Genomic DNA, 18,350 nt, shown 5'->3' with positions numbered 1-18,350 from the left:
GCCGGTCAGCCTGAATGCCGACAATCTGGTGACGCTGACGGCAACGATCACCGACAAGGACGGCGACAGCTCGGCTGCGACGCTCAACATCGGCCAGAACCTGACCTTCCTCGATGACGGCCCGACGATCTCTGCGCCTGGCGCCAGCAACTCGCTGACGGTCGACGAGACGGTCCTCGCGACCAACGACACGCAGAGCTTCGCCGGTGCCTTCACGTCGAGCTATGGCGCCGACGGCGCTGGTGCGATCACCTATGCGCTTGGCTTCAATGCCGGAGCGACCGGTCTGGTCGACACGGCGAGCGGCCAGGCCGTGGTGCTGAGCCTCGAAGCCGGCCAGGTGGTTGGCCGTGCGGGTATTGGCGGCGCGATCGTGTTCACGGTCACCACCGATGCGTCGGGCAATGTGACGCTCGACCAGCAGCGTGCGGTCGTCCATCCGACGGCCAACCCGAACGAGCCGGTCAGCCTGAATGCCGACAATCTGGTGACGCTGACGGCAACGATCACCGACAAGGACGGCGACAGCTCGGCTGCGACGCTCAACATCGGCCAGAACCTGACCTTCCTCGATGACGGCCCGACGCTAAATTCCTTCACCTCGGGCACAATGCCAAATGAGGTTGGATCGGTCTCAGGGGTCTTCTCGCTGGCGGCGGGTGCCGATGGCCTCGATCATTTCAACATCACCGGACCTGCGATCACCGGGATCACCTACAGCACGACGACCGCGGCGGATGGCACAACGGTCCTTCACGGGAATTCGGGCGTGACCGAAGTGTTCTCCCTGACGGTAAGGCCGGATGGCACCTATGAGTTCGATCTCGTCACGCCGCAGGCCGCCACGACCGTCACGCAGACGCTCACAGGGCTGAGCCCGGGTGGTCCGACGCCGTTCCTCGAAACTCCGAACGGCCTGATCGAATTCACCGGTAACGGCAACGGCGTCAACTCTTCCACGCAAGGCTTCGGCGTTGACAACCAGTTCATCGACCCCAATGAAAACTTCACCATGGAGTTCCACACCTCCGCGACAGCCGGCAATGACGCGCCGACTCTCAATCCGAAGTTCATAGGCAGTCTCGATTTCAATGTGAACAATGGCTCTGGTTCGGTCTCATGGACGGCGACCAATTCCGTCACCAACCAGACCCAGAATGGAACGGCGACGGTGGTGAATGGACATCTCATCATCGACCCGACGATCGATTTCAACGTGATTTCGATAACCGGCAATGCCGATGCGAAAATGAGGTTGGCGGCCGTCGACATATCGCAGAACATCCTGCCGTCCGACTTGAACCTGCAGTTCCTGGTCTCTGCGACAGACCATGATGGCGATACGACCGCGACGCAGCCTGTGAGCATCCACGTGGTCGCAGGCGACGGTTCCGGCAACTTCACCCTTCCCGGCTTTGCCGGAACGGTCAACGACGTTATCGCCGGCAGCACGCATGCCGATACGATCTCGGGCGGTGCCGGAACCGACATTGCCGACTATACGGGCAGTGTGGCGGCGGTTTCGATCCATCTGGCCGACGACGGACATGCATCCGGGGCGCCGGTGACATTCACCAATCCGGGGCCTGGTACGATCGGCGGCGGCGATGCCACCGGTGACACTCTCTCGGGTATTGAGGGATTGATCGGCGGCTCGGGCAATGACTACCTGTCTGGAAACGCCGGCGACAATTATCTCGCAGGCGGTCTTGGCGCCGACACACTGAACGGCGGAGGCGGCAGCGATACTCTCGTCGGCGGCTTCGGCCAAGACACGCTTACCGGAGGCACTGGTGCCGACACGTTCAAGCTCGATCATCTCGACATCAAAGATCTCATCACCGACTTCAATGGTGGCGAGGGCGACAAGATCGATCTGACCGCGCTGTTCGACACGGCTCCTGGCGGCGGCGACATCGGCGACTTCGTGAATTACGACGCAGGGACCGGCGTGCTGAGTGTCGACACGAGCGGATCGGGAGATCCGGCCAATTTTGTCCAAGTGGCGGAACTCACGAACCACCCCGCGGCCAACACGATCACGCTGCTCTACGACGATGGCATAACCCAGCATCAGACAACGGCAAACGTGGTGTAACGCCATAGCGCACAACCACGCGACTATGTTATACGTCGCTAATATCTAGGGGAGCTCAATATGAAACGTTCTGCAAGACTGCTTGTTTCCGCTGCGACGCTGTTGCTGGCAGTCGGGTCGACGGGGTATGCCGCCGACATCATCGACGGTCCGACGGGCGACTATTGCCGTGTCGTCGGCACCTCCAACCTGGTGCTGAACGACAACATCGTCGATCTGAAGCAGGAGGTTGTGAAGTTGATGGACGAGTCGGTTGCCGTCGCCAACAGCTCGGAGTGGATCAACTCGTCGCGGCCCGTCTTCGTCTGGGCGTCGGAGGCCAAGGTCGCTTGCGGCAAGGCCTATGGCTACCTGAAGACGAACTACAAGGACGAAGACTACCTCAACAAATGCGAGTGTTTTCACGATCGCATGGTCGAGTACATGCACTGACCGGATAGCCACGCCTGTTGGCCATCATGACAGCCGACGGATCCTTCCTGAAGGCGGTCGCGGGTGCGATCGTGTTGTTTGGCTTTGTCCAAACGGTCACGCCGGCCAGTGCCAACTGGCTGGAACGACCATCCGTGAAACCACAGCTTTCGTCCGGACTGAAGCAACCGGTGCGCTGTGATCCGGCCACGGAGTGGACCCGGCAGGCTTTCAAGGCATTTGCGAGTTGCCAGGCATCGATCTATGGCCTGGAGCCGATGCTGGCGCATGCGGTGATGGAGATCGAAAGCGGCTTCGATCCCGACGTGCAAGGCGGCGACGGCGAAGTCGGCCTGATGCAGGTGATGCCGGCGACGGCCAGAATGCTCGGCTTTCGAGGTTCCCTGGACGATCTGAGCGCGCCGGCGGCCAACATCGCGCTGGGGGTCAAATATCTTGCACAGGCCAACAGGCTCGCCGCGGGCGATCTGTGCACCACCGTCATGAAATATCGCGCCGGGCACAATGAAAGCCGGTTCTCGGCCCTTTCGGTCCGCTACTGCCAGCGTGCGCGGGCAATCCTGGCAAGGGAAGGCTTTGAAGTGACCGGGCCTTTGCCGGTGGCGACGTTCGGCTTTTCCGCATTTTCGCCGGGCGGAGAGGGCGGAGCCCCTGCCCAGGCAAAGGGCGTTTGCGTGCGCCGCGTGTTCGTGCCGGGGCCGCGATACATGAAATGCGCCGACTATCGAAGTGCCGGGCAAGCAAGGCAGATCAGGGCGCTCAGAGGCAGGCTCTTCGGCGGCTAAAAGAACTACAGACGGCACTGCAAGTCCGCCGTAACATGCGTTGAAGACCAGACCGGGAACAATATCCGGCGGCACATAGGGGTGGAGCATTCATGGAAGCTGGCCGACAGGTCCACTGTCCGCGGACATGGGCAATCGCCTTGGCGCTCGCCGCGATCGTGTCGGGCTGCCAGTCGAAGGGCGGCGTGTCCGAAGTGCTCGATCCGGCGACGATTGCCGCGCCTGCCGGGCAGAACGGCGCCGCCGGTGGCGGTCCCGTCCAGGCGACCCAGTCGCTGGGTACCGGTTCGACCAAAGTCACGATGCTGCTGCCGCTGTCCGCCCCCGGAACGGCCGGGGAAAACGGCAGGAAGATGCTCGATGCGACCAAGCTGGCGATGACGGATATCGGCAACGGATTGCTGACGCTGACGATAGAGGACACCAAGGGCGACAGCGCGCAGGCCAGCAAACTGGCGGTAACGGCCATTACGACGGGATCGAAAGTCGTCATTGGCCCGACCGAGCTGCCGGCAGCCCAGCATATTGCCACGCTTTCGGGATCGAAGCGGCCACCGGTTCTGGCGCTTGCCGACAATTTCGCCGGCGGCGCCGGGGTCTATGCCGTGCTCCTTGGCGAAGCCGACAGCGCCGCAGCCGGCGCCGCGGGACTGGCCGCGAAAGGCAGCAAGAAGTTCGTACTGCTTGTCGCGGACAATCCAAACGCCGGCGCCATGGAGAAGCGGGTCGCAAACAGCCTCAGCATCTACGGCGCGGCGCTCGCGGTCACTCTCCGATATTCTGCCGGCGACGGTGGCGCGAAGGCGATCGACGAAATGGGCTCACTCGTGGACGCCCCCGACGCCGTCATTGTCGCCAGCGGCAATGGCAGTCCGGCGCCCATCCTTGCCGCCCTCAAATCGAAGGGCATTCCGGGAAAGACCATCTCCGTCGTCGGAACGAACCGTTGGCTGGAGCACCCCATGGATCCGCTCTTCGAGGGGGCGTTTATCGCCACGCTCGATCCAAGTGAAACCGGGCCGATCGCCGACCGCTTCAGGACGACATACAACTATCCGGCCGACGTCAATGTGGCCTATGCCTATGATATGGTTGCCTTGACGGCAGGGATTGCCAGCGCGGTCGGGCCTGATGGCTTCAGCAAGAAAGTTCTCGAAAATCCAAACGGCTTTCGTGGCTCGACCGGCCTGTTCCGGTTTCGGGCCGACGGATCCAGCCAACGCTCGATGCCGTTCTATCGGATTGAAAAAGGTGCGCTCAAGCTGGTTGCCAAATCGACGTCGGGTTTCTGACCGGCGCAAATCCCCGAGATCCTGTTCAAGCTGATGGGCAGGCGGGGCCGCAGCCGCTTGGCGATCGCACTCGGAAGCATCCTGCTTCTGGCCGGGATACTGCTGATCATTCAAGGCGGGGCGTTGCTTTCGGTCGATCGGCCTGTCCGTGCCCCGTCGCCGGATGTTGGCGATACCCGGCCTATCCGGCCGGTTGCCCCGGTTGCCGACGCACAACGCCTGGAGCCGGCGCGCAAGGTTGCTCAAGACCTGATCGCTCCGCCACGGCTTGATCCCGCTGAGATCGAAAGGGCCGAGCCCCGTCCGCCACTCAGCGAGCTCGGTCTCGCCGTGCCCCCGAAAACGCCAATGCCCGGGGATTGGCGGGAGGTCTTGCTCTACCGCCCGATTGCCACATCGTCGGCGATGTTCGAAGCCATGGGCCGCAAGGTGGTCATCAGCGGAGTGCGGGGCATCGATCTCGACAGCTCCTGCTCGTTTCATGACGTCACCTGGCCTTGCGGCCTTCGCGCACGCGCCGTTTTCAATTCCTGGTTGAGGGGACGCGCGCTGCACTGTTTCGTACCGCCGGACGTCGAGCGTTTTGCCGTCGCCGCACCGTGCAGGCTGGGCAAGCAGGATGTCGGCGCCTGGCTTGTCTCCAACGGCTGGGCCACGGCGCTGCCGAGCGGCATCTACGGCAAGGCGGAGGCGACAGCCCGAAAGGCTGAGATGGGCATATTCGGCCCGGCGCAATAGCCTGCCATTCATTCCCTGATGTTTTGTTTGTTAACCGCCACGGGCGCAGCCTTGATGGGGTCATCACGCAATCGATTAAATTGCAAGCTTCCTTGAAACTGAAATTGCAACACACCGGCCTTATACCAGCCCAACCACAGGAGATCGGCCAGTGATAAAGACTATGGCGAGCACCACCGACCAGGCATGGAAAAGCGTCGCTTTGCTGACCTTTCTGGGAACCGCTGCAATCCTGGGCGTTTCCGTCGGCCTCAATTATCTGCTCCTGTTCTCCGAGGCGCTGACGCCATTTGGGCGCAGCATGATCACGGCAATCCTGTTGCCCGTTGTCCTTGGCGTTCCGCTTTTTCTGTTCGTTGGATTAAAACGGATCGAGCTTCGTCGCTATCGCCGGGAACTCGACAAGTCGGCAACCTTCGACACCATGACCGGCTGCCTGAACGGAGCGGTCTTCACGTCGATGGTCGAAAAAAGAACGGCACGGCCGTCGGTACCGGGGCCGAAATCGGGCGCCTTCCTGGTCATCCATTCGGAACATCTGCGGTCCATCAACCTGCGCTTTGGTCTTGAATGGGGCGATCAGGCCTTGCGGCTCATAGCCTCGACCATACAATCGTCGGTGCGTGCGGAGGATCTGGTTGGACGCATGGGGACGTCGATGTTCGGGGTTTTCCTCGCCGGCGCGACCGAAGCAGAAGCCAGGGAAATCGGCGAGCGTATCCGGGCGCGCATCGCGCAAGTCTATTTCGCGCCAAAAGGGACCGAGGATGCCCTGACCGTCAAGGTCGGCGGCGTGGTGTTCGAAAACCAGGTGGAGTTCGCGGACATGTTCCGGTCCGCCGAGCAGCGCATGGCCGGCGTCCAGGACGGAGCCGCGTTTGAACTGACGCATCTCCATAGCTGACAATCGCTGGGAGCCAGAGCCATTCGGAACCCAGGGGAACTGTCGGACGCGGCCGCGGTTACGCTGAGGACGGGGTAGCCCGTGAAGACGCCGCCCAGGTTTCGGCGATGGCGACGATCGCGGCGTTGATCGGTCCGCTCGGGATCGCCGGCATCACCGAGGCGTCTACGACAAAGGCATTGTCGAAGCCGTTCAGCCGCAAGTCAGGATCGACGACGGCCTCAGTGTCACGACCCATCCGGCACGTGCCGGCCGGATGGTGATGGGTGGAAGCAGCCCTGGCGATGAAAGCATCGAGTTCGGCATCGGACTGAACCGGTGCGCCTGGCAGGATCTCCATATCGCGCCATTCGCCCAGAGCCGCATGATGGCCGACCATGCGCGCCCGCTTCAACGCCATCCTGAATGTCGCGCGATCGTGTTCGGTTTCGAGGTAATGCGGGTCGATGACCGGCTTGTCATTGCGACCAGGCCCGCTCGGTGTGATGCGCCCGCGGCTTGTTGGATGAGTGACGCCGCACAGGATGGTAAAGGCCGAGCCATAAAGCGGGGTCTTCAGGCCCTCGGCCGCCGACGGCGCGACGACGCAGGCCAGCACGATATCGGGACTTCCCGTGGAGCGGGTCGGGTCATCGCTGTGCAGGTACATCAGCGATTCGGAGTGCTGCAGGCGGGAAGGCGGCACCGGCTTCTTCGTGCTGTAGACATTGCCGAGAGCCAGCAGATGATCCTGCAGGTTGCGGCCGACATCGTCGCGATCGGCAAGGCAACGTATGTCAGCTTGCTTCAGCGTATCGGGACAGCCAATGCCCGACCGCATGAGGATGAGCGGCGTGGATACTGCGCCGGCGCAAAGGACGATCCGGTCGGCGCAGAGCGTTCCGGTCTGGCCCCCGCACACCACGCTCACGCCCGTGATCTTGTGGCCGTCCAGCACCAGGTGCTCGACCTCGTGGCCGGCAAGCAAGGTCAGGTTCGGCCGCGCCATGACCTGCGACGACAGATAGGCGTCGGCGACGCTCAGGCGCTTGCCGTCACGTATGTTGAGTGAATTGGGACTAGTGCCGACCAGTTCGCCGCTGTTGTGGTCGCTCAGGGCGGGAGCACCCATGGCGCGCCCGGCGGCGATGTAGGCCCGCACGACCGGACTGACTTCGGCGTCCGGCAGATAGACGTCCAGCGGGCCACTCATGCCGCGTGTCGGCCCGTCGAAGGCAGTGAAGGCTTCGCTGCGGATGAAGCCCGGCAACAACCCCCGATAGGACCAGCGCTCGCCGCCAGCTTGCGCCCAGGGTTCGAAATCATCGGCATGGCCGCGGACATAGGCCATTGCATGCAGGCAGCTCGAGCCGCCGACGATCCTGCCGCGCGGCCATTCATGGACGCGGTTGGCGGTGAAGGGCTGGGGCACGGTCCGGTAGCTCCAGTCGTAGGCGCGGCCCTGAAGCATCGTCCATTTCAGCGGATCGGCGATGTCGGGATCGGCCGGCATCGCCCCGGCCTCGACGAGGCCGACCTGGCACGACCGGTCTTCACTGAGCCGGCTGGCAACAACCGAGCCGGCGGATCCCGCACCGATCACCAGCACGTCGAAATGACGTTTCAATTTGAAATTCCCCGCACAGGCTCACTATCGGAAGCTGATACGATCACGCGGCAAAGGCGCCGGCATTCGACCGTTCCATGATCTGTCTCTGCACGGACAAAAGGTGCGTGCGCATTGCGGCCTCTGCCGCTTCGGGATCGCGCTGCGAGATCGCTTCGGCGATCAGGCGATGCTCGCCGTCGCGGTGGGCGATCCGCTTGGGGCAGGTGGGGGCTGCGGTGCGCGCAACTTTCACCCGCGCATCGACGCCGACCTGGCGCAGCATCTTGTAGAATTCCGCGGCGAGATGGTTGCGGGCCGCGGCAACGATCGCGAGATGGAAAGCGAAGTCGACCTCACCCGACGGGGCGTTCTCCGGCGTGGTTGCCGCGTCGAGGATCCGCGCCGTCTCGAAAGAGGAGGCGCGCAGCGACGCCAGTCGGGCAAGGCCCGGCTCCATGATCAGGCGCAATTCCAGGACCTCGATCGGATTGGTTACCCTGACCAGTTCCTCGCCATATCTCGGAAGGGCGGTCGGCGCCCGCCTGGCGCGCGCCGGTTTGAGGTCGCCCGAAAGGCGCAGCACTTCAAGCGCCTTGCGAAGCTGATGGCGCTTGACGCTCAGATGTTGCGCAAGATCGCGCTCGGACGGAAGCTTGCCGCCGCCCTGCTGCAACTGGCGGACCGCGGCGATGATGTCGTCGAGATCCGATGGTCCGACCTGCGGCTCGAATGCGCTCAAAACCAAATCTCCTGTCCGATCGGCAGACCGCCGACTCAACGTCCCGACATCATATTGTGACACGAAAACCTGTTCGACGGCACTCAACCAATTCAACCAATCTACAACTGTACGCAATGGTTGACAACACTAGTTGCGCGATGGTTGACTGCCCATGTCGACGGTTGCCATCGCGGCGGACCGTCTTTCTCCCGAGGATCACGCATGCCGGCTGGCGAAACCTTTGACTACGTCATTGTCGGTGCGGGATCGGCCGGCTGCGTGCTGGCGAACCGGCTGAGCGAGGACCCTGCCGTATCGGTGCTTCTGCTGGAGGCGGGGGATTGGGACCGCGATCCGATGATCCACATCCCGCTCGGCTGGGGCAAGATACTGACCGAGCGCCGCCACGACTGGATGTATTTCTGCGAGCCCGAGGCCAATGTCGGCGGGCGCAAGGTCGAATGCGCGCGCGGCAAGGTCATCGGCGGCTCTTCCTCCACCAACGCCATGGCTTATGTGCGCGGCAATCGCGGCGACTACGATCGCTGGGCGGCAAGCGGCCTGACGGATTGGTCGTTCGACAAGGTGCTGCCCTACTTCAAGAAGCAGGAGCGCTGGGAAGCGGGGGAAAGCCGGTACCGTGGTGGCAGCGGGCCGCTGAACACCCAGTTCTGCCGGTACAAGGACGAACTGATCGATGCCTTCGCCACAGCCAGCCGTGATGCCGGATACCCGCAGACCGACGACTATAACGGCGCCATACAGGAAGGCTTCGGCCGGCTGCAGATGACGATCGCCAACGGCCGCCGCTGCTCGACCGCGACCGCCTATCTGCGGCCGGCCATGCGCCGCGGCAATGTCAAGGTGCTGACCGGCGCGATGGCGACGAAGATCCTGCTCAGGGATGGGCGCGCGGCGGGCATTGCCTACACCAGAGGCGGGGCGAGCCATGAAGTTCTGGCGCGGCGCGAAGTCCTGCTTGCCGGCGGCGTCATCAACACGCCGCAGCTGATGATGCTGTCAGGCATAGGCGACGGCGGTGAGCTCGCGGCGCATGGCATCGAGACGAAGGTCGATCGTGCGCAGGTCGGAAAGAATTTGCAGGACCATGTTTCGGTCATCCTGATGTATCGGCGCAAACAGCCGGGACCGTTTCTCAAGATGATGCGGGCCGATCGTATCGGGCTGGATTTCGTCAAGACCTATCTCACCGGAAAGGGCTTTTCGGGAGATGTGCCTGGCGGCGTCGTGGCATTCCTGAAGAGCGACGCAAGCCGGCCGCTGCCGGACGTGCAGCTGCTTTTCACCGCTGCACCGCTGGGGGCATGGCCTTACATGTCGCCGTTCAAGGCGCCGTTCGCCGACGGCTTTGCGACCCGTATCGTTGCGGTGCAGCCGGAGAGCCGCGGCAGCGTCAAGCTGGCGTCGAGCGATCCGGTCGCTGCGCCGCTGATCCACCAGAACTTCCTGTCCTCGCAGAGCGACTGGCAATCGCTTCGCGCCGGCTTTCGCGTTGCGCGCAACCTTGCCAGCCAGCCGTCCATGGCTCCGTTCGTTGGCGCGGAGTTCTTTCCCGGCCCGAAATGCGAGAGCGACGAAGAGATCGACGAGCATATCCGCAAGACCTCGATCACCGTGCATCATCCGGCCGGCACGTGCCGCATGGGCGTCGATGCGGCATCGGTGGTCGATCCGGAATTGCGGGTGCGCGGCATCGCCGGACTTCGTGTCGTGGACGCCTCGGTCATGCCCGACCTCGTCTGTGGTAACATCAATGCGGCGGTCATCATGATCGCCGAAAAGGCCGCGGATCTGATCCGCAGCCGCGCTCAACAGAGCGTGGCGGCCTGATAGAGGCGGCCGGAATACAACCAAAGTCTTTTGGTTGAGACTGAAAAACTGCGTTGGTTGGACTGTCATGCGCTTCCGCATGGCCGTGGCGAAGCGGTTCCACGCCCTGATTGCGAGCCGTATCTCGCGCATTTCTAGGCTATTCTGCCTATTTTTGGGCATTTGCCTTCCAAAAATGCACCTCAACCAAAAACTTATAAAATTCGCAATTTGGCTATTGTCGAGCAAAACCAATGCGAATACGGTTGAGTTGGTTAGAAGTATTTTCTTCGTGACGAGAGGTGTCCGATATGTCCCTGGCGCAACCAGCTAACGATGTGCTCACCAACAAGAAGGCAGCACTCAAGGGCCTCTATGACGCCCTCTACGCAAAGAACATGTTTCCGTTCTGGGCGACGTCGGAAGGCGTCGACCATGACGAGATCAAGCAGCTGATGGCGACGTCGAAGGCCGTTCCCTTCGTGTGGTCCTATTCGGACATCGAGCCGCTGCTGCAGCGCGCCGCCGAACTGGTGACCATGGACGACAGTGAGCGCCGTTCGCTGATCCTGGTCAATCCCGGTCTTGCGCCCAAGCGTGCATCGGTCAGCACCATGTACACCGCCTACCGCCTGAACGATCCCGACGAGATCATGCCGCCGCACAAGCACTCGCCGAGCGCCATCCGCTTCGGCCTGACCGGCAAGGGCAATTTCACCGGCGTCGAGGGCGAAGACGTGGTTTTTGGCCCGGGCGACATGGTGCTGACGCCCAACGACGCCTGGCACAATCATGGCACCGTCGGCGGCGAGCAGGCGGTCAACCTGTCGGTGCTCGACTTGCCGCTGGTCGAAACGCTGCATGCCGTCCATTTCGACCACAAATACACCGAGATGGTCGATGGCAAGGAAGTCGAGAAGAAGGTGCAGACCGCCCGCTATCCCGGTGACTACTCACAGCGCATCTATGGCGAGGGTGGCCTGATGCCGCGTTTCGTCGACCACAAGCGCGGCGGCGGCCTGTCGTCGCCGATGTATGTCTATCGCTGGGAGAAGATGGAAGCGGTCCTCGACGCCCACAAGGATTGGGATGGCGACCCCCATGAAGGCATCGTCATCGACTATGTCGATCCGACCACCGGCGGACCCGTCTTCCACACCATCAATTTCTACGTGCAGATGCTGCGCCCCGGCGAGAAGACCTTGCCGCAGCGCGAGACCGCCAGCCTGCTCTTGGCGCCGTTCCGCGGCAACGGCCATTCGATCATCGACGGCAAACGTTATGACTGGAACCAGTTCGACACCATCGCCATACCTGGCGGTTCCTGGGTCGAGCATGTCAACGGCTCGTCGAGCGAGCCGGTGATCTTCTTCGGCGCCACTGATGCGCCGACGCAGAAGGCGCTGCTCCTCTACAAGCGCTGGGGCCGCAACCAGGCCGGCGATCTGCTCCGCCTCGTCTAGTTTCCGGTCCTTCGGCAAGCACTGTCCCGCCGCGATTGGCGGCGTGGACATCGAAAACGACGCTTCAGCAGCAAGGGTGTATGCATTTGGTTTCGGCGTTCAACACCAAGCAGATCGGCCATGTCGACTGTCCAGGCGGCGGCCAGGTCTGGGTCGATGGCAACATCCTTTATATCGGCCACATGCGGCCGCCGAGCGGCACGACGCTGGTCGATATTTCCGACCCGCGCAATCCGCGCAAGATAGCCACGATCGATGTTCCGCCCGGCTGGCACTCGCACAAGGTGCGCGCCAAGGATGGGCTGATGATCATCAACCACGAGCGCTTTGGCGATGCCGGCCCGGCCGATTTCGGCGGCGGACTGGCGCTTTACGACACAACCAAGCCGGCGCAGCCCAAGCTCATCTCGAAATGGATAACCGGCGGCAAGGGCGTCCACCGCTACGACTTCGACGGCCGTTACGTCTACATCTCGCCGACCGCCGACGGTTATGTCGGCAACATCGTGATGATCCTCGACCTGATCGATCCGGCACAGCCGGTCGAGGTCGGACGCTGGTGGATACCCGGCCAGTGGACGGGTGGCGGCGAAGAATACCCGTGGCATGACTATGTCACGCCGCGTTGCCACCATCCGCTGCGCATGGGCGACCGGCTCTATGTCAGCTACTGGCATCACGGCCTGTTCATCCTCGACATTTCGGACATCACCAAGCCGAAACTGGTCTCGCACGTCAATTCGAGCCCGAGCTTTCCGCATCCCACCCACACCTGCCTGCCGATCCCGCAGTTGCTGAAGGGCCGCAACATCATGGTGGTGGCGGACGAGGATGTCGCCAAACTGCGACCTTCGCCGCCGGCCTTCACCTGGATCTACGACATCACCGACGAGACCAACCCGTTGCCGATCTCGACCTTCCAGGTGCCGGGCCTCGACCCGGATGGCGCGCCGCAACCGCCGATGACCGGCTGCCACCAGCCCTCCGAGCGGTTCAATGGAACCGTCATTCCGTTTGCATGGTTCGCGCAGGGGCTGCGCCTCGTCGACATCGCCGATCCGTTCGCGCCAAAGGAAGTCGGCCATTTCATGCCCGACGCGCCGGAGGGGGCGGAGCGTTCCTCGTCCAACGACGTGACCATCGACGACCGCGGCATCGTCTACCTGATCGATCGCATCCGCGGCGTCGACATCATCGAAACCAGCGTTCTCTAGGGGGGTATGTTGAGCGACAGCACGCGAAAATCCGCCAGCCACTACGCCATCGGCAACAAGAACCCGAACCTGCCGTTTCATCCGGCGGTGCGTGCGGGCGATTTCATCTTCGTCTCGGGCCAGGTGCCGAAGGACGAGAACAACAACGTGATCAGCGGCACGATCGAGGAAGAGACGCTGGCGACGCTGAAGACCATTGCACGCGTCATCGCGCATGAAGGCGCGACGCTGTCGGATGTCGTGCGGATCACCACCTATCTCGAGGATACGCGCGATTTCGGCCGCTACAACAAGGCGTTCCTCGAAGGGATCGGCGACGCCGTTCTGGCACGCACGACCGTCGAGGCAAAGGCCGTCATCAACACCAAGATCGAAATGGACGCCATCGTCTACAAGCCGCTGCCGGCGAGCAAGTAGGCCTTGGACACTAGCGAGGAGACGACATGTACAAGCTGTTAGGCCGCCAGACATCAGGCAACGTCCAGAAGGTGCTCTTCATGCTCGAAGAGCTGGGGGCCTCCTACAAGCGCGAGGATTATGGCCGCCAGTTCGAGAACACGCAGACGGCGGAATACAAGGCGCTCAACCCGACCTCCAAGGTGCCGACGCTGGTCGACGGCGACACCGTGATCTGGGAGTCCAACACCATCCTGCGCTATCTCGCGGCATTCGGCGGCGAACAGTTGAATGGCGCCACGCCGGCCGAAAAGACCGAGGTCGAGCGCTGGATGGACTTCCTGCTGGCTGCGGTCAATCCGGGCTACCTGGCGGCCTTCAAGGGCGCCAAGCTCACGCCCGAAGAACAGACCGCCGAATACAAGGAACAAGTGAAGGACCTTGTCGCGCAGCTCAAGATCGTCGACGGCCACCTGGCCGGCAAGGACTTCCTGGCGCTCGGCAAGCTGACCCTTGCAGACATTGCCTGCGCGCCGATCCTGAAGCGCTGCGTCGACTTCAAGATCGACCGGCCGTCGATGCCCAATCTGGAGCGCTGGGTGGCCGCAATCGCCGCCCGGCCGGCTTTCAAGGCGGCAACCACTGCTGCTCCCGCAAAGGCGGCATGATGATCAAGCGCGCCGCTCTCATCGGACTGGGAACGATGGGTCCAGGCATCGCCGCGCGGCTTTCGCGCGGCGGGCTCGATGTGACGGCGTATGATGTTTCGCCAGGGGCAATCGAGCGCGCCCGCGGCATGCTCGATCTCGCCGGCGGCGTGCTCGACCGTCTCGACATCAAGGCGCCCGGGACTGGCGCCGGCAGCGTGCGTTTCGTCGAGACGATCGCCGAGGCCGTCGATGGCGCCGAACTGGTGATCGAGAACGTGCCCGAGAATATCGACATCAAGGCGCAGACCTATCGCGACATCGATCCGCTGATCGGCCCGTCTGTCATCGTCGCCTCCGACACGTCGGGCATCCCGATCACCAAGCTGCAGGCGCATATCTCGCAACCCGAGCGGATGGTCGGCATGCACTGGTCGAACCCGCCGCACATCATCCCGATGATCGAGGTGATCGGCGGCGAAAAGACCGCGCCTGAAACCGTGACTGTTATCCGCGATCTCATCCGCTCGATCGGCCTGCTGCCGGTGGTGGTGAAGAAGGACGTTCCAGGCTTCGTCGAGAACCGCGTGCTCTATGCGCTGCTGCGCGAGGCGGTCGATCTTGTCGAGCGCGGCGTCATCGAGCCGGAAGACCTCGACACCTGCGTATCCTGGGGCATCGGCTACAAGATTGCCGTCATCGGCCCGATGGCGCTGCTCGATATGGCGGGGCTGGATATCTACAAATCCGTCTCGTCCTTCCTGAATGCCGATCTCTCCAACCGTGACGATGTCGCGCCGATGGTGCTGGAGAAGACGGCCGCGTCGAAGTTCGGCATCAAGTCGGGCGAGGGCATGTTTGCCTACACGCCCGAGCAGACAAAAGCGCTGCAAGGTGAACGGGCGCGCAAGCTCGTCGCGGTGCGGCGCATCCTGGAAGGCCGGGAGTAGCCAATGTCACATGGTGCGCAGAGGGCAGGCCGGTTCGAGGAGTTCCACCGGTCGGCTGTTTGTGTGAAGGGCGCCTTCGCCATCAAGATGGTGCGGGTGCGGCAGAAAACAGCACGCGGGGCGGCAAGCCATGCGCATTGAAACCATCCGAGCCGCCGGCGACAGGCCGGCCCATATCCGCCATGACGATCTGATCTCCGCCAAAGGCGTTTCGGTGGTCATCGCCCGGCAGCTGATCCTCAGGAACATCGATCTTTCGGTGCCAAAGGGATCGTTCGTTTCCCTTATCGGCCCTTCCGGCTGCGGCAAGAGCACTTTGCTCAAGGTGCTGGCCGGGCTGGTGCAGCCGACCCAGGGCAGCGTTTCGATCGCCGGGCTCGCGCCGATCGAGGCTGCGCGCAAGCGGATGATCGGCCTCGTCTTCCAGGACGCCAACCTGCTCCCCTGGAAAAACGCCGTCGACAATGCCTCGCTGCTGCTCGGCATCGCCGACAAATCGCTGTCGCGCTCGGATCTGCGGGCGCGCGGGCAGGAGATGCTGGAATTGGTCGGGCTGGGCGACAGCGCCCACAAGCGGCCAAACGAGCTGTCGGGTGGCATGCGGCAGCGGGTTGCCATCGCACGGGCCCTGGCGCTCGACCCGGCGGTCCTGCTGATGGACGAACCGTTCGGCGCGCTCGACGCCATCACCCGCGATTCGATGGGCCAGTCGCTGCTGGAGATCTGGCAGCGTACCGGCAAGACGATCGTGCTCGTCACCCATTCCATCGACGAGGCCATCCATCTGTCGCGCCATGTTCACGTGCTAGGGATCAAGCCGGGGCGGATCACCGAGAGCCTCGACATTGCGCTGCCTTATCCGCGCGACCTGTCGGTCACCGAAGATCCGGAGTTCGTCAGGCTGGTGGTCCAGTTGCGAACGATGCTGCGCTCCAGCCATCAACCGGGAGGCGCGTCTTGAGCGACCAACCCATCACGGACCTTTCCGAGCCGCGCCTCGCCTCCAGCTGGAGTGCGGCGACCGGCAGTTGGCTGCCGGCGGTCATCCTCCTGCTGGTGACGATCGTGCTGTGGGAAGCGGCCGTGCGGATCTTTGCCATATCCGCTTTCATCATTCCCGCCCCTTCCGAGATCGCGAAGTCGCTGGTCGCGCAATGGGGCACGCTGATGCAGGCGACGCTGGTGACGGCGGGCGAGATCCTGTTCGGCTTCCTGGTCTCGGTCGTGGTCGGCATTGCCATTGCGCTGGTCATCGTGCGCTTCGATTGGTTGGGACGCGCGCTGTATCCGCTGGTGGTGCTGTTCCAGAACGTGCCGAAAGTCGCGCTGGCGCCGATCTTCATCCTCTGGTTCGGCTATGGGCTGGCGCCCAAGATCGGCCTCATCCTGGTCATTGCGTTCTTCCCGGTGACGCTCTCCATGCTGGCCGGCATGCAATCGGTCGATCGCTCGCTGCTGTCGCTGATGAATTCGGTCGGGGCCAGCCAGACGCAGATCCTGTTCAGGATCCGCGTTCCGCACTCGCTGCCGAACCTTATGGCCGGAACCAAGATCGCCGCCACGTTGAGCGTGATCGGCGCCATCGTCGGCGAATTTGCCGGGGCGTCGGACGGTCTCGGCTACGTCATCCAGTTCGCTTCGACCCAGCTCGACACGGCGCTGGTCTTCGCAGCGCTGCTGCTCGTTTCCGTGCTTGGCATCGCCTTCTACTACGCCGCCGAAATCCTCGAACGCATCGTGGTGCCGTGGGCGCCGAAATTCAGCCAGTCCTAGGCCCACTCGATCAACCAAATTCATAAAGGGGAACAAAACATGCTGAGACGGTCACTTATCAAGGCAGCTACCTTGGCAGCTTTTGTCGGCGCACTCGGCTTCTCCAGCGCGGCTCTGGCGGCCGACAAGGTCAACGTCCAGCTCGACTGGGTGGTGCGCGGCAATCACGCCATGTTCTTCGTCGGCAAGGAAAAGGGCTTCTTCGCCAAGAACGACATCGATGTGGCCGAGATCCGCAAGGGGTCCGGCTCGCCGGACGCGATGCGGCTGGTGGGTAATGAGAACGCGGATTTCGGGTTCGGCGATCTTCCCACGCTTGCCGTCGCACGGTCGCAGAATGTCCCGGTCGTGGCGCTGGCGGCTGTCAACCAGCACTCGCCGCTGGGGATCATTTCGCTGGCCAAGACGCTGAAGCTCACCAAGCCGTCCGACCTCAAGGGACTGACCATCGGCATTCATCCGGCCGGCTCCACCTACATCTTCTTCAAGGGTTTCCTGGCCGCCAACGGCCTGACCGAAAAGGACATGACGCTGAACAGCGTCTCGCCTCCCTATGAAAGCTATTTGCTGCTTGGCCGGGTTCAGACGGTCGTCGGCTATATCGATGCGGAGGTTCCCGAGCTGGAAGCGAAGGCCGGAGGCCCCGGCTCGCTCAGCATCATGATGGGGGCGGACCATGGGTGGAAAGCCTATGGCTCGGGCCTGTTCACCTCGCAGGCGATGATCAAGGACAAGCCGGACGTCGTACGCCGCTTCGTCAAGGCATACAGGGAGGCCTTCGACTATGTCGTGGCTCATCCGGAAGAGGCCGCCGAGATCACGGCCAAGGCCGCGCCCGGCTATGCGGAGAAAAAGGATGTACTGCTGGCGCAGATCAACGCCGACATCGCCTCGACGTTCAGCAGCCCCGACACAAAGGAACACGGTCTTGGCTGGATGACGAAGACGCAGTGGGAGGAGACCCTGAAGACGCTGACGGACCAGGGGGTGCTCAAGACGGCTCTGTCGGCGGACGACGTCTTCACCGACGCATTCCTGGCAAAAGAATAAGGGGCGCGCGGTGTTCGAACGGAAAGCCCGATGACCGCCTACCGGCAGACCAGGCTGTCCCGCGCGATGCCGCAGGACACATCACGCTCGCCTTTCGCCGCATCGGTGCGGTCGAGCGTGACCTGCACGCGGGTGGCATATGCGCGGCTCGCCAGACCGCACCACAGCCGCTCGACGGGCAGGTTCTCGCGTTTGTCGTTGAGGATCGTGAACGTGCCGGTCTTCGCATCGAACCAGAGCTCGACGCGGGTCTTCTTGCCCGGCTCGACCGTTGCGATCCCGGCTGAATACCAGTGGGCGAAGTCGGCGTTGCAGGAGAGGCTTTCGCTGCCCGCATTCGAAATCGTCAACGGAACCATGTCGAGCCCGTCAGTGCCGGTGCGGACGGTGACATGGTGCAACTCAACCGCGTTGGCGAAGGACGACAACGCCAGCATCACCGGAAGGCCATAACGGATCTTCACTTTGC

Annotated in this window: 19 protein-coding genes; 16 read left to right on the top strand and 3 right to left on the bottom strand. The window is 62.8% G+C overall.

Annotated features, from left to right (window positions below; all coding sequences use genetic code 11):
- From NP503_RS25500 to NP503_RS25475, 6 genes are all read left to right on the top strand, one after another.
- Window positions 1-2,098, top strand: a 2,098-nt coding sequence (locus NP503_RS25500; protein ID WP_256755008.1) for a DUF5801 repeats-in-toxin domain-containing protein, incomplete at its 5' end; no start/stop codon positions are given.
- Window positions 2,099-2,158: 60 nt separating this feature from the next.
- Entirely contained in the window at window positions 2,159-2,530 is a 372-nt protein-coding gene (locus NP503_RS25495) for a hypothetical protein (protein ID WP_127270682.1), read from the top strand.
- 26 nt (window positions 2,531-2,556) lie between these two features.
- A complete protein-coding gene (locus NP503_RS25490) occupies window positions 2,557-3,315 on the top strand; it encodes a lytic transglycosylase domain-containing protein (RefSeq protein WP_127270683.1) in 759 nt (252 codons plus the stop codon).
- A 92-nt stretch (window positions 3,316-3,407) separates the two neighbouring features.
- Window positions 3,408-4,607, top strand: coding sequence for an ABC transporter substrate-binding protein (locus tag NP503_RS25485; RefSeq protein ID WP_127272575.1), 1,200 nt, complete (start codon window positions 3,408-3,410; stop codon window positions 4,605-4,607).
- Between the two features lie 372 nt (window positions 4,608-4,979).
- A complete protein-coding gene (locus tag NP503_RS25480; protein ID WP_245456788.1) occupies window positions 4,980-5,345 on the top strand; it encodes a thermonuclease family protein in 366 nt (121 codons plus the stop codon).
- A 151-nt stretch (window positions 5,346-5,496) separates the two neighbouring features.
- Complete coding sequence (locus tag NP503_RS25475; protein ID WP_127267697.1) at window positions 5,497-6,249, top strand: GGDEF domain-containing protein; 753 nt, start codon at window positions 5,497-5,499, stop codon at window positions 6,247-6,249.
- Window positions 6,250-6,307: 58 nt separating this feature from the next.
- Here NP503_RS25475 and NP503_RS25470 read toward each other — a convergent pair whose 3' ends face one another.
- The gene (locus tag NP503_RS25470; protein ID WP_164748746.1) at window positions 6,308-7,855 is read right to left on the bottom strand and encodes a GMC family oxidoreductase; all 1,548 of its coding nucleotides are present in this window, start codon (window positions 7,853-7,855) and stop codon (window positions 6,308-6,310) included.
- Window positions 7,856-7,898: 43 nt separating this feature from the next.
- A complete protein-coding gene (locus NP503_RS25465) occupies window positions 7,899-8,576 on the bottom strand; it encodes a FadR/GntR family transcriptional regulator (protein ID WP_127267698.1) in 678 nt (225 codons plus the stop codon).
- Between the two features lie 204 nt (window positions 8,577-8,780).
- Between NP503_RS25465 and NP503_RS25460 the strand changes: the two genes are divergently transcribed.
- The 10 genes from NP503_RS25460 to NP503_RS25415 all read left to right on the top strand — a co-directional run bounded on the left by NP503_RS25460 (window position 8,781) and on the right by NP503_RS25415 (window position 17,881).
- Window positions 8,781-10,409, top strand: coding sequence for a GMC family oxidoreductase (locus NP503_RS25460; RefSeq protein WP_127267699.1), 1,629 nt, complete (start codon window positions 8,781-8,783; stop codon window positions 10,407-10,409).
- Window positions 10,410-10,699: 290 nt separating this feature from the next.
- Entirely contained in the window at window positions 10,700-11,851 is a 1,152-nt protein-coding gene (locus NP503_RS25455; protein ID WP_027039500.1) for a cupin domain-containing protein, read from the top strand.
- An 80-nt stretch (window positions 11,852-11,931) separates the two neighbouring features.
- On the top strand, window positions 11,932-13,065 hold the full coding sequence (locus NP503_RS25450; protein ID WP_127267700.1) for an LVIVD repeat-containing protein: 1,134 nt from the start codon (window positions 11,932-11,934) through the stop codon (window positions 13,063-13,065).
- 6 nt (window positions 13,066-13,071) lie between these two features.
- Window positions 13,072-13,482, top strand: a complete 411-nt coding sequence (locus NP503_RS25445) for a RidA family protein (RefSeq protein WP_127267701.1) — start codon at window positions 13,072-13,074, stop codon at window positions 13,480-13,482.
- A gap of 26 nt (window positions 13,483-13,508) precedes the next feature.
- Window positions 13,509-14,129, top strand: a complete 621-nt coding sequence (locus NP503_RS25440; protein ID WP_013529861.1) for a glutathione S-transferase family protein — start codon at window positions 13,509-13,511, stop codon at window positions 14,127-14,129.
- The gene (gene fhmpcd1 / locus NP503_RS25435; protein ID WP_127267702.1) at window positions 14,129-15,058 is read left to right on the top strand and encodes a 5-formyl-3-hydroxy-2-methylpyridine 4-carboxylate 5-dehydrogenase; all 930 of its coding nucleotides are present in this window, start codon (window positions 14,129-14,131) and stop codon (window positions 15,056-15,058) included. The genes NP503_RS25440 and fhmpcd1 overlap by 1 nt, the downstream gene beginning before the upstream one ends.
- 3 nt (window positions 15,059-15,061) lie before the next feature.
- Window positions 15,062-15,199, top strand: a complete 138-nt coding sequence (locus NP503_RS25430) for a hypothetical protein (RefSeq protein ID WP_164748745.1) — start codon at window positions 15,062-15,064, stop codon at window positions 15,197-15,199.
- Window positions 15,189-16,019: an ABC transporter ATP-binding protein gene (locus NP503_RS25425; protein WP_127270364.1), complete on the top strand. Its 831-nt coding sequence runs from the start codon at window positions 15,189-15,191 to the stop codon at window positions 16,017-16,019. Before NP503_RS25430 ends, NP503_RS25425 begins: the two co-directional genes overlap by 11 nt.
- The gene (locus NP503_RS25420) at window positions 16,016-16,831 is read left to right on the top strand and encodes an ABC transporter permease (protein ID WP_127267964.1); all 816 of its coding nucleotides are present in this window, start codon (window positions 16,016-16,018) and stop codon (window positions 16,829-16,831) included. The genes NP503_RS25425 and NP503_RS25420 overlap by 4 nt, the downstream gene beginning before the upstream one ends.
- A 39-nt stretch (window positions 16,832-16,870) precedes the next feature.
- The gene (locus tag NP503_RS25415) at window positions 16,871-17,881 is read left to right on the top strand and encodes an ABC transporter substrate-binding protein (RefSeq protein ID WP_127267963.1); all 1,011 of its coding nucleotides are present in this window, start codon (window positions 16,871-16,873) and stop codon (window positions 17,879-17,881) included.
- A gap of 38 nt (window positions 17,882-17,919) precedes the next feature.
- On the opposite strand, the gene NP503_RS25410 is transcribed toward NP503_RS25415, so the two are convergent.
- Entirely contained in the window at window positions 17,920-18,345 is a 426-nt protein-coding gene (locus NP503_RS25410; protein ID WP_127267962.1) for a hypothetical protein, read from the bottom strand.
- Window positions 18,346-18,350 lie beyond the last annotated feature (5 nt).

Source organism: Mesorhizobium sp. SEMIA396 (genome assembly GCF_024518615.1).
In the GTDB taxonomy this organism is placed as follows: domain Bacteria; phylum Pseudomonadota; class Alphaproteobacteria; order Rhizobiales; family Rhizobiaceae; genus Mesorhizobium.
The sequence above is the reverse complement of the archived record's forward strand: the minus strand, read 5'-3'. Positions and strand labels throughout refer to the sequence as shown.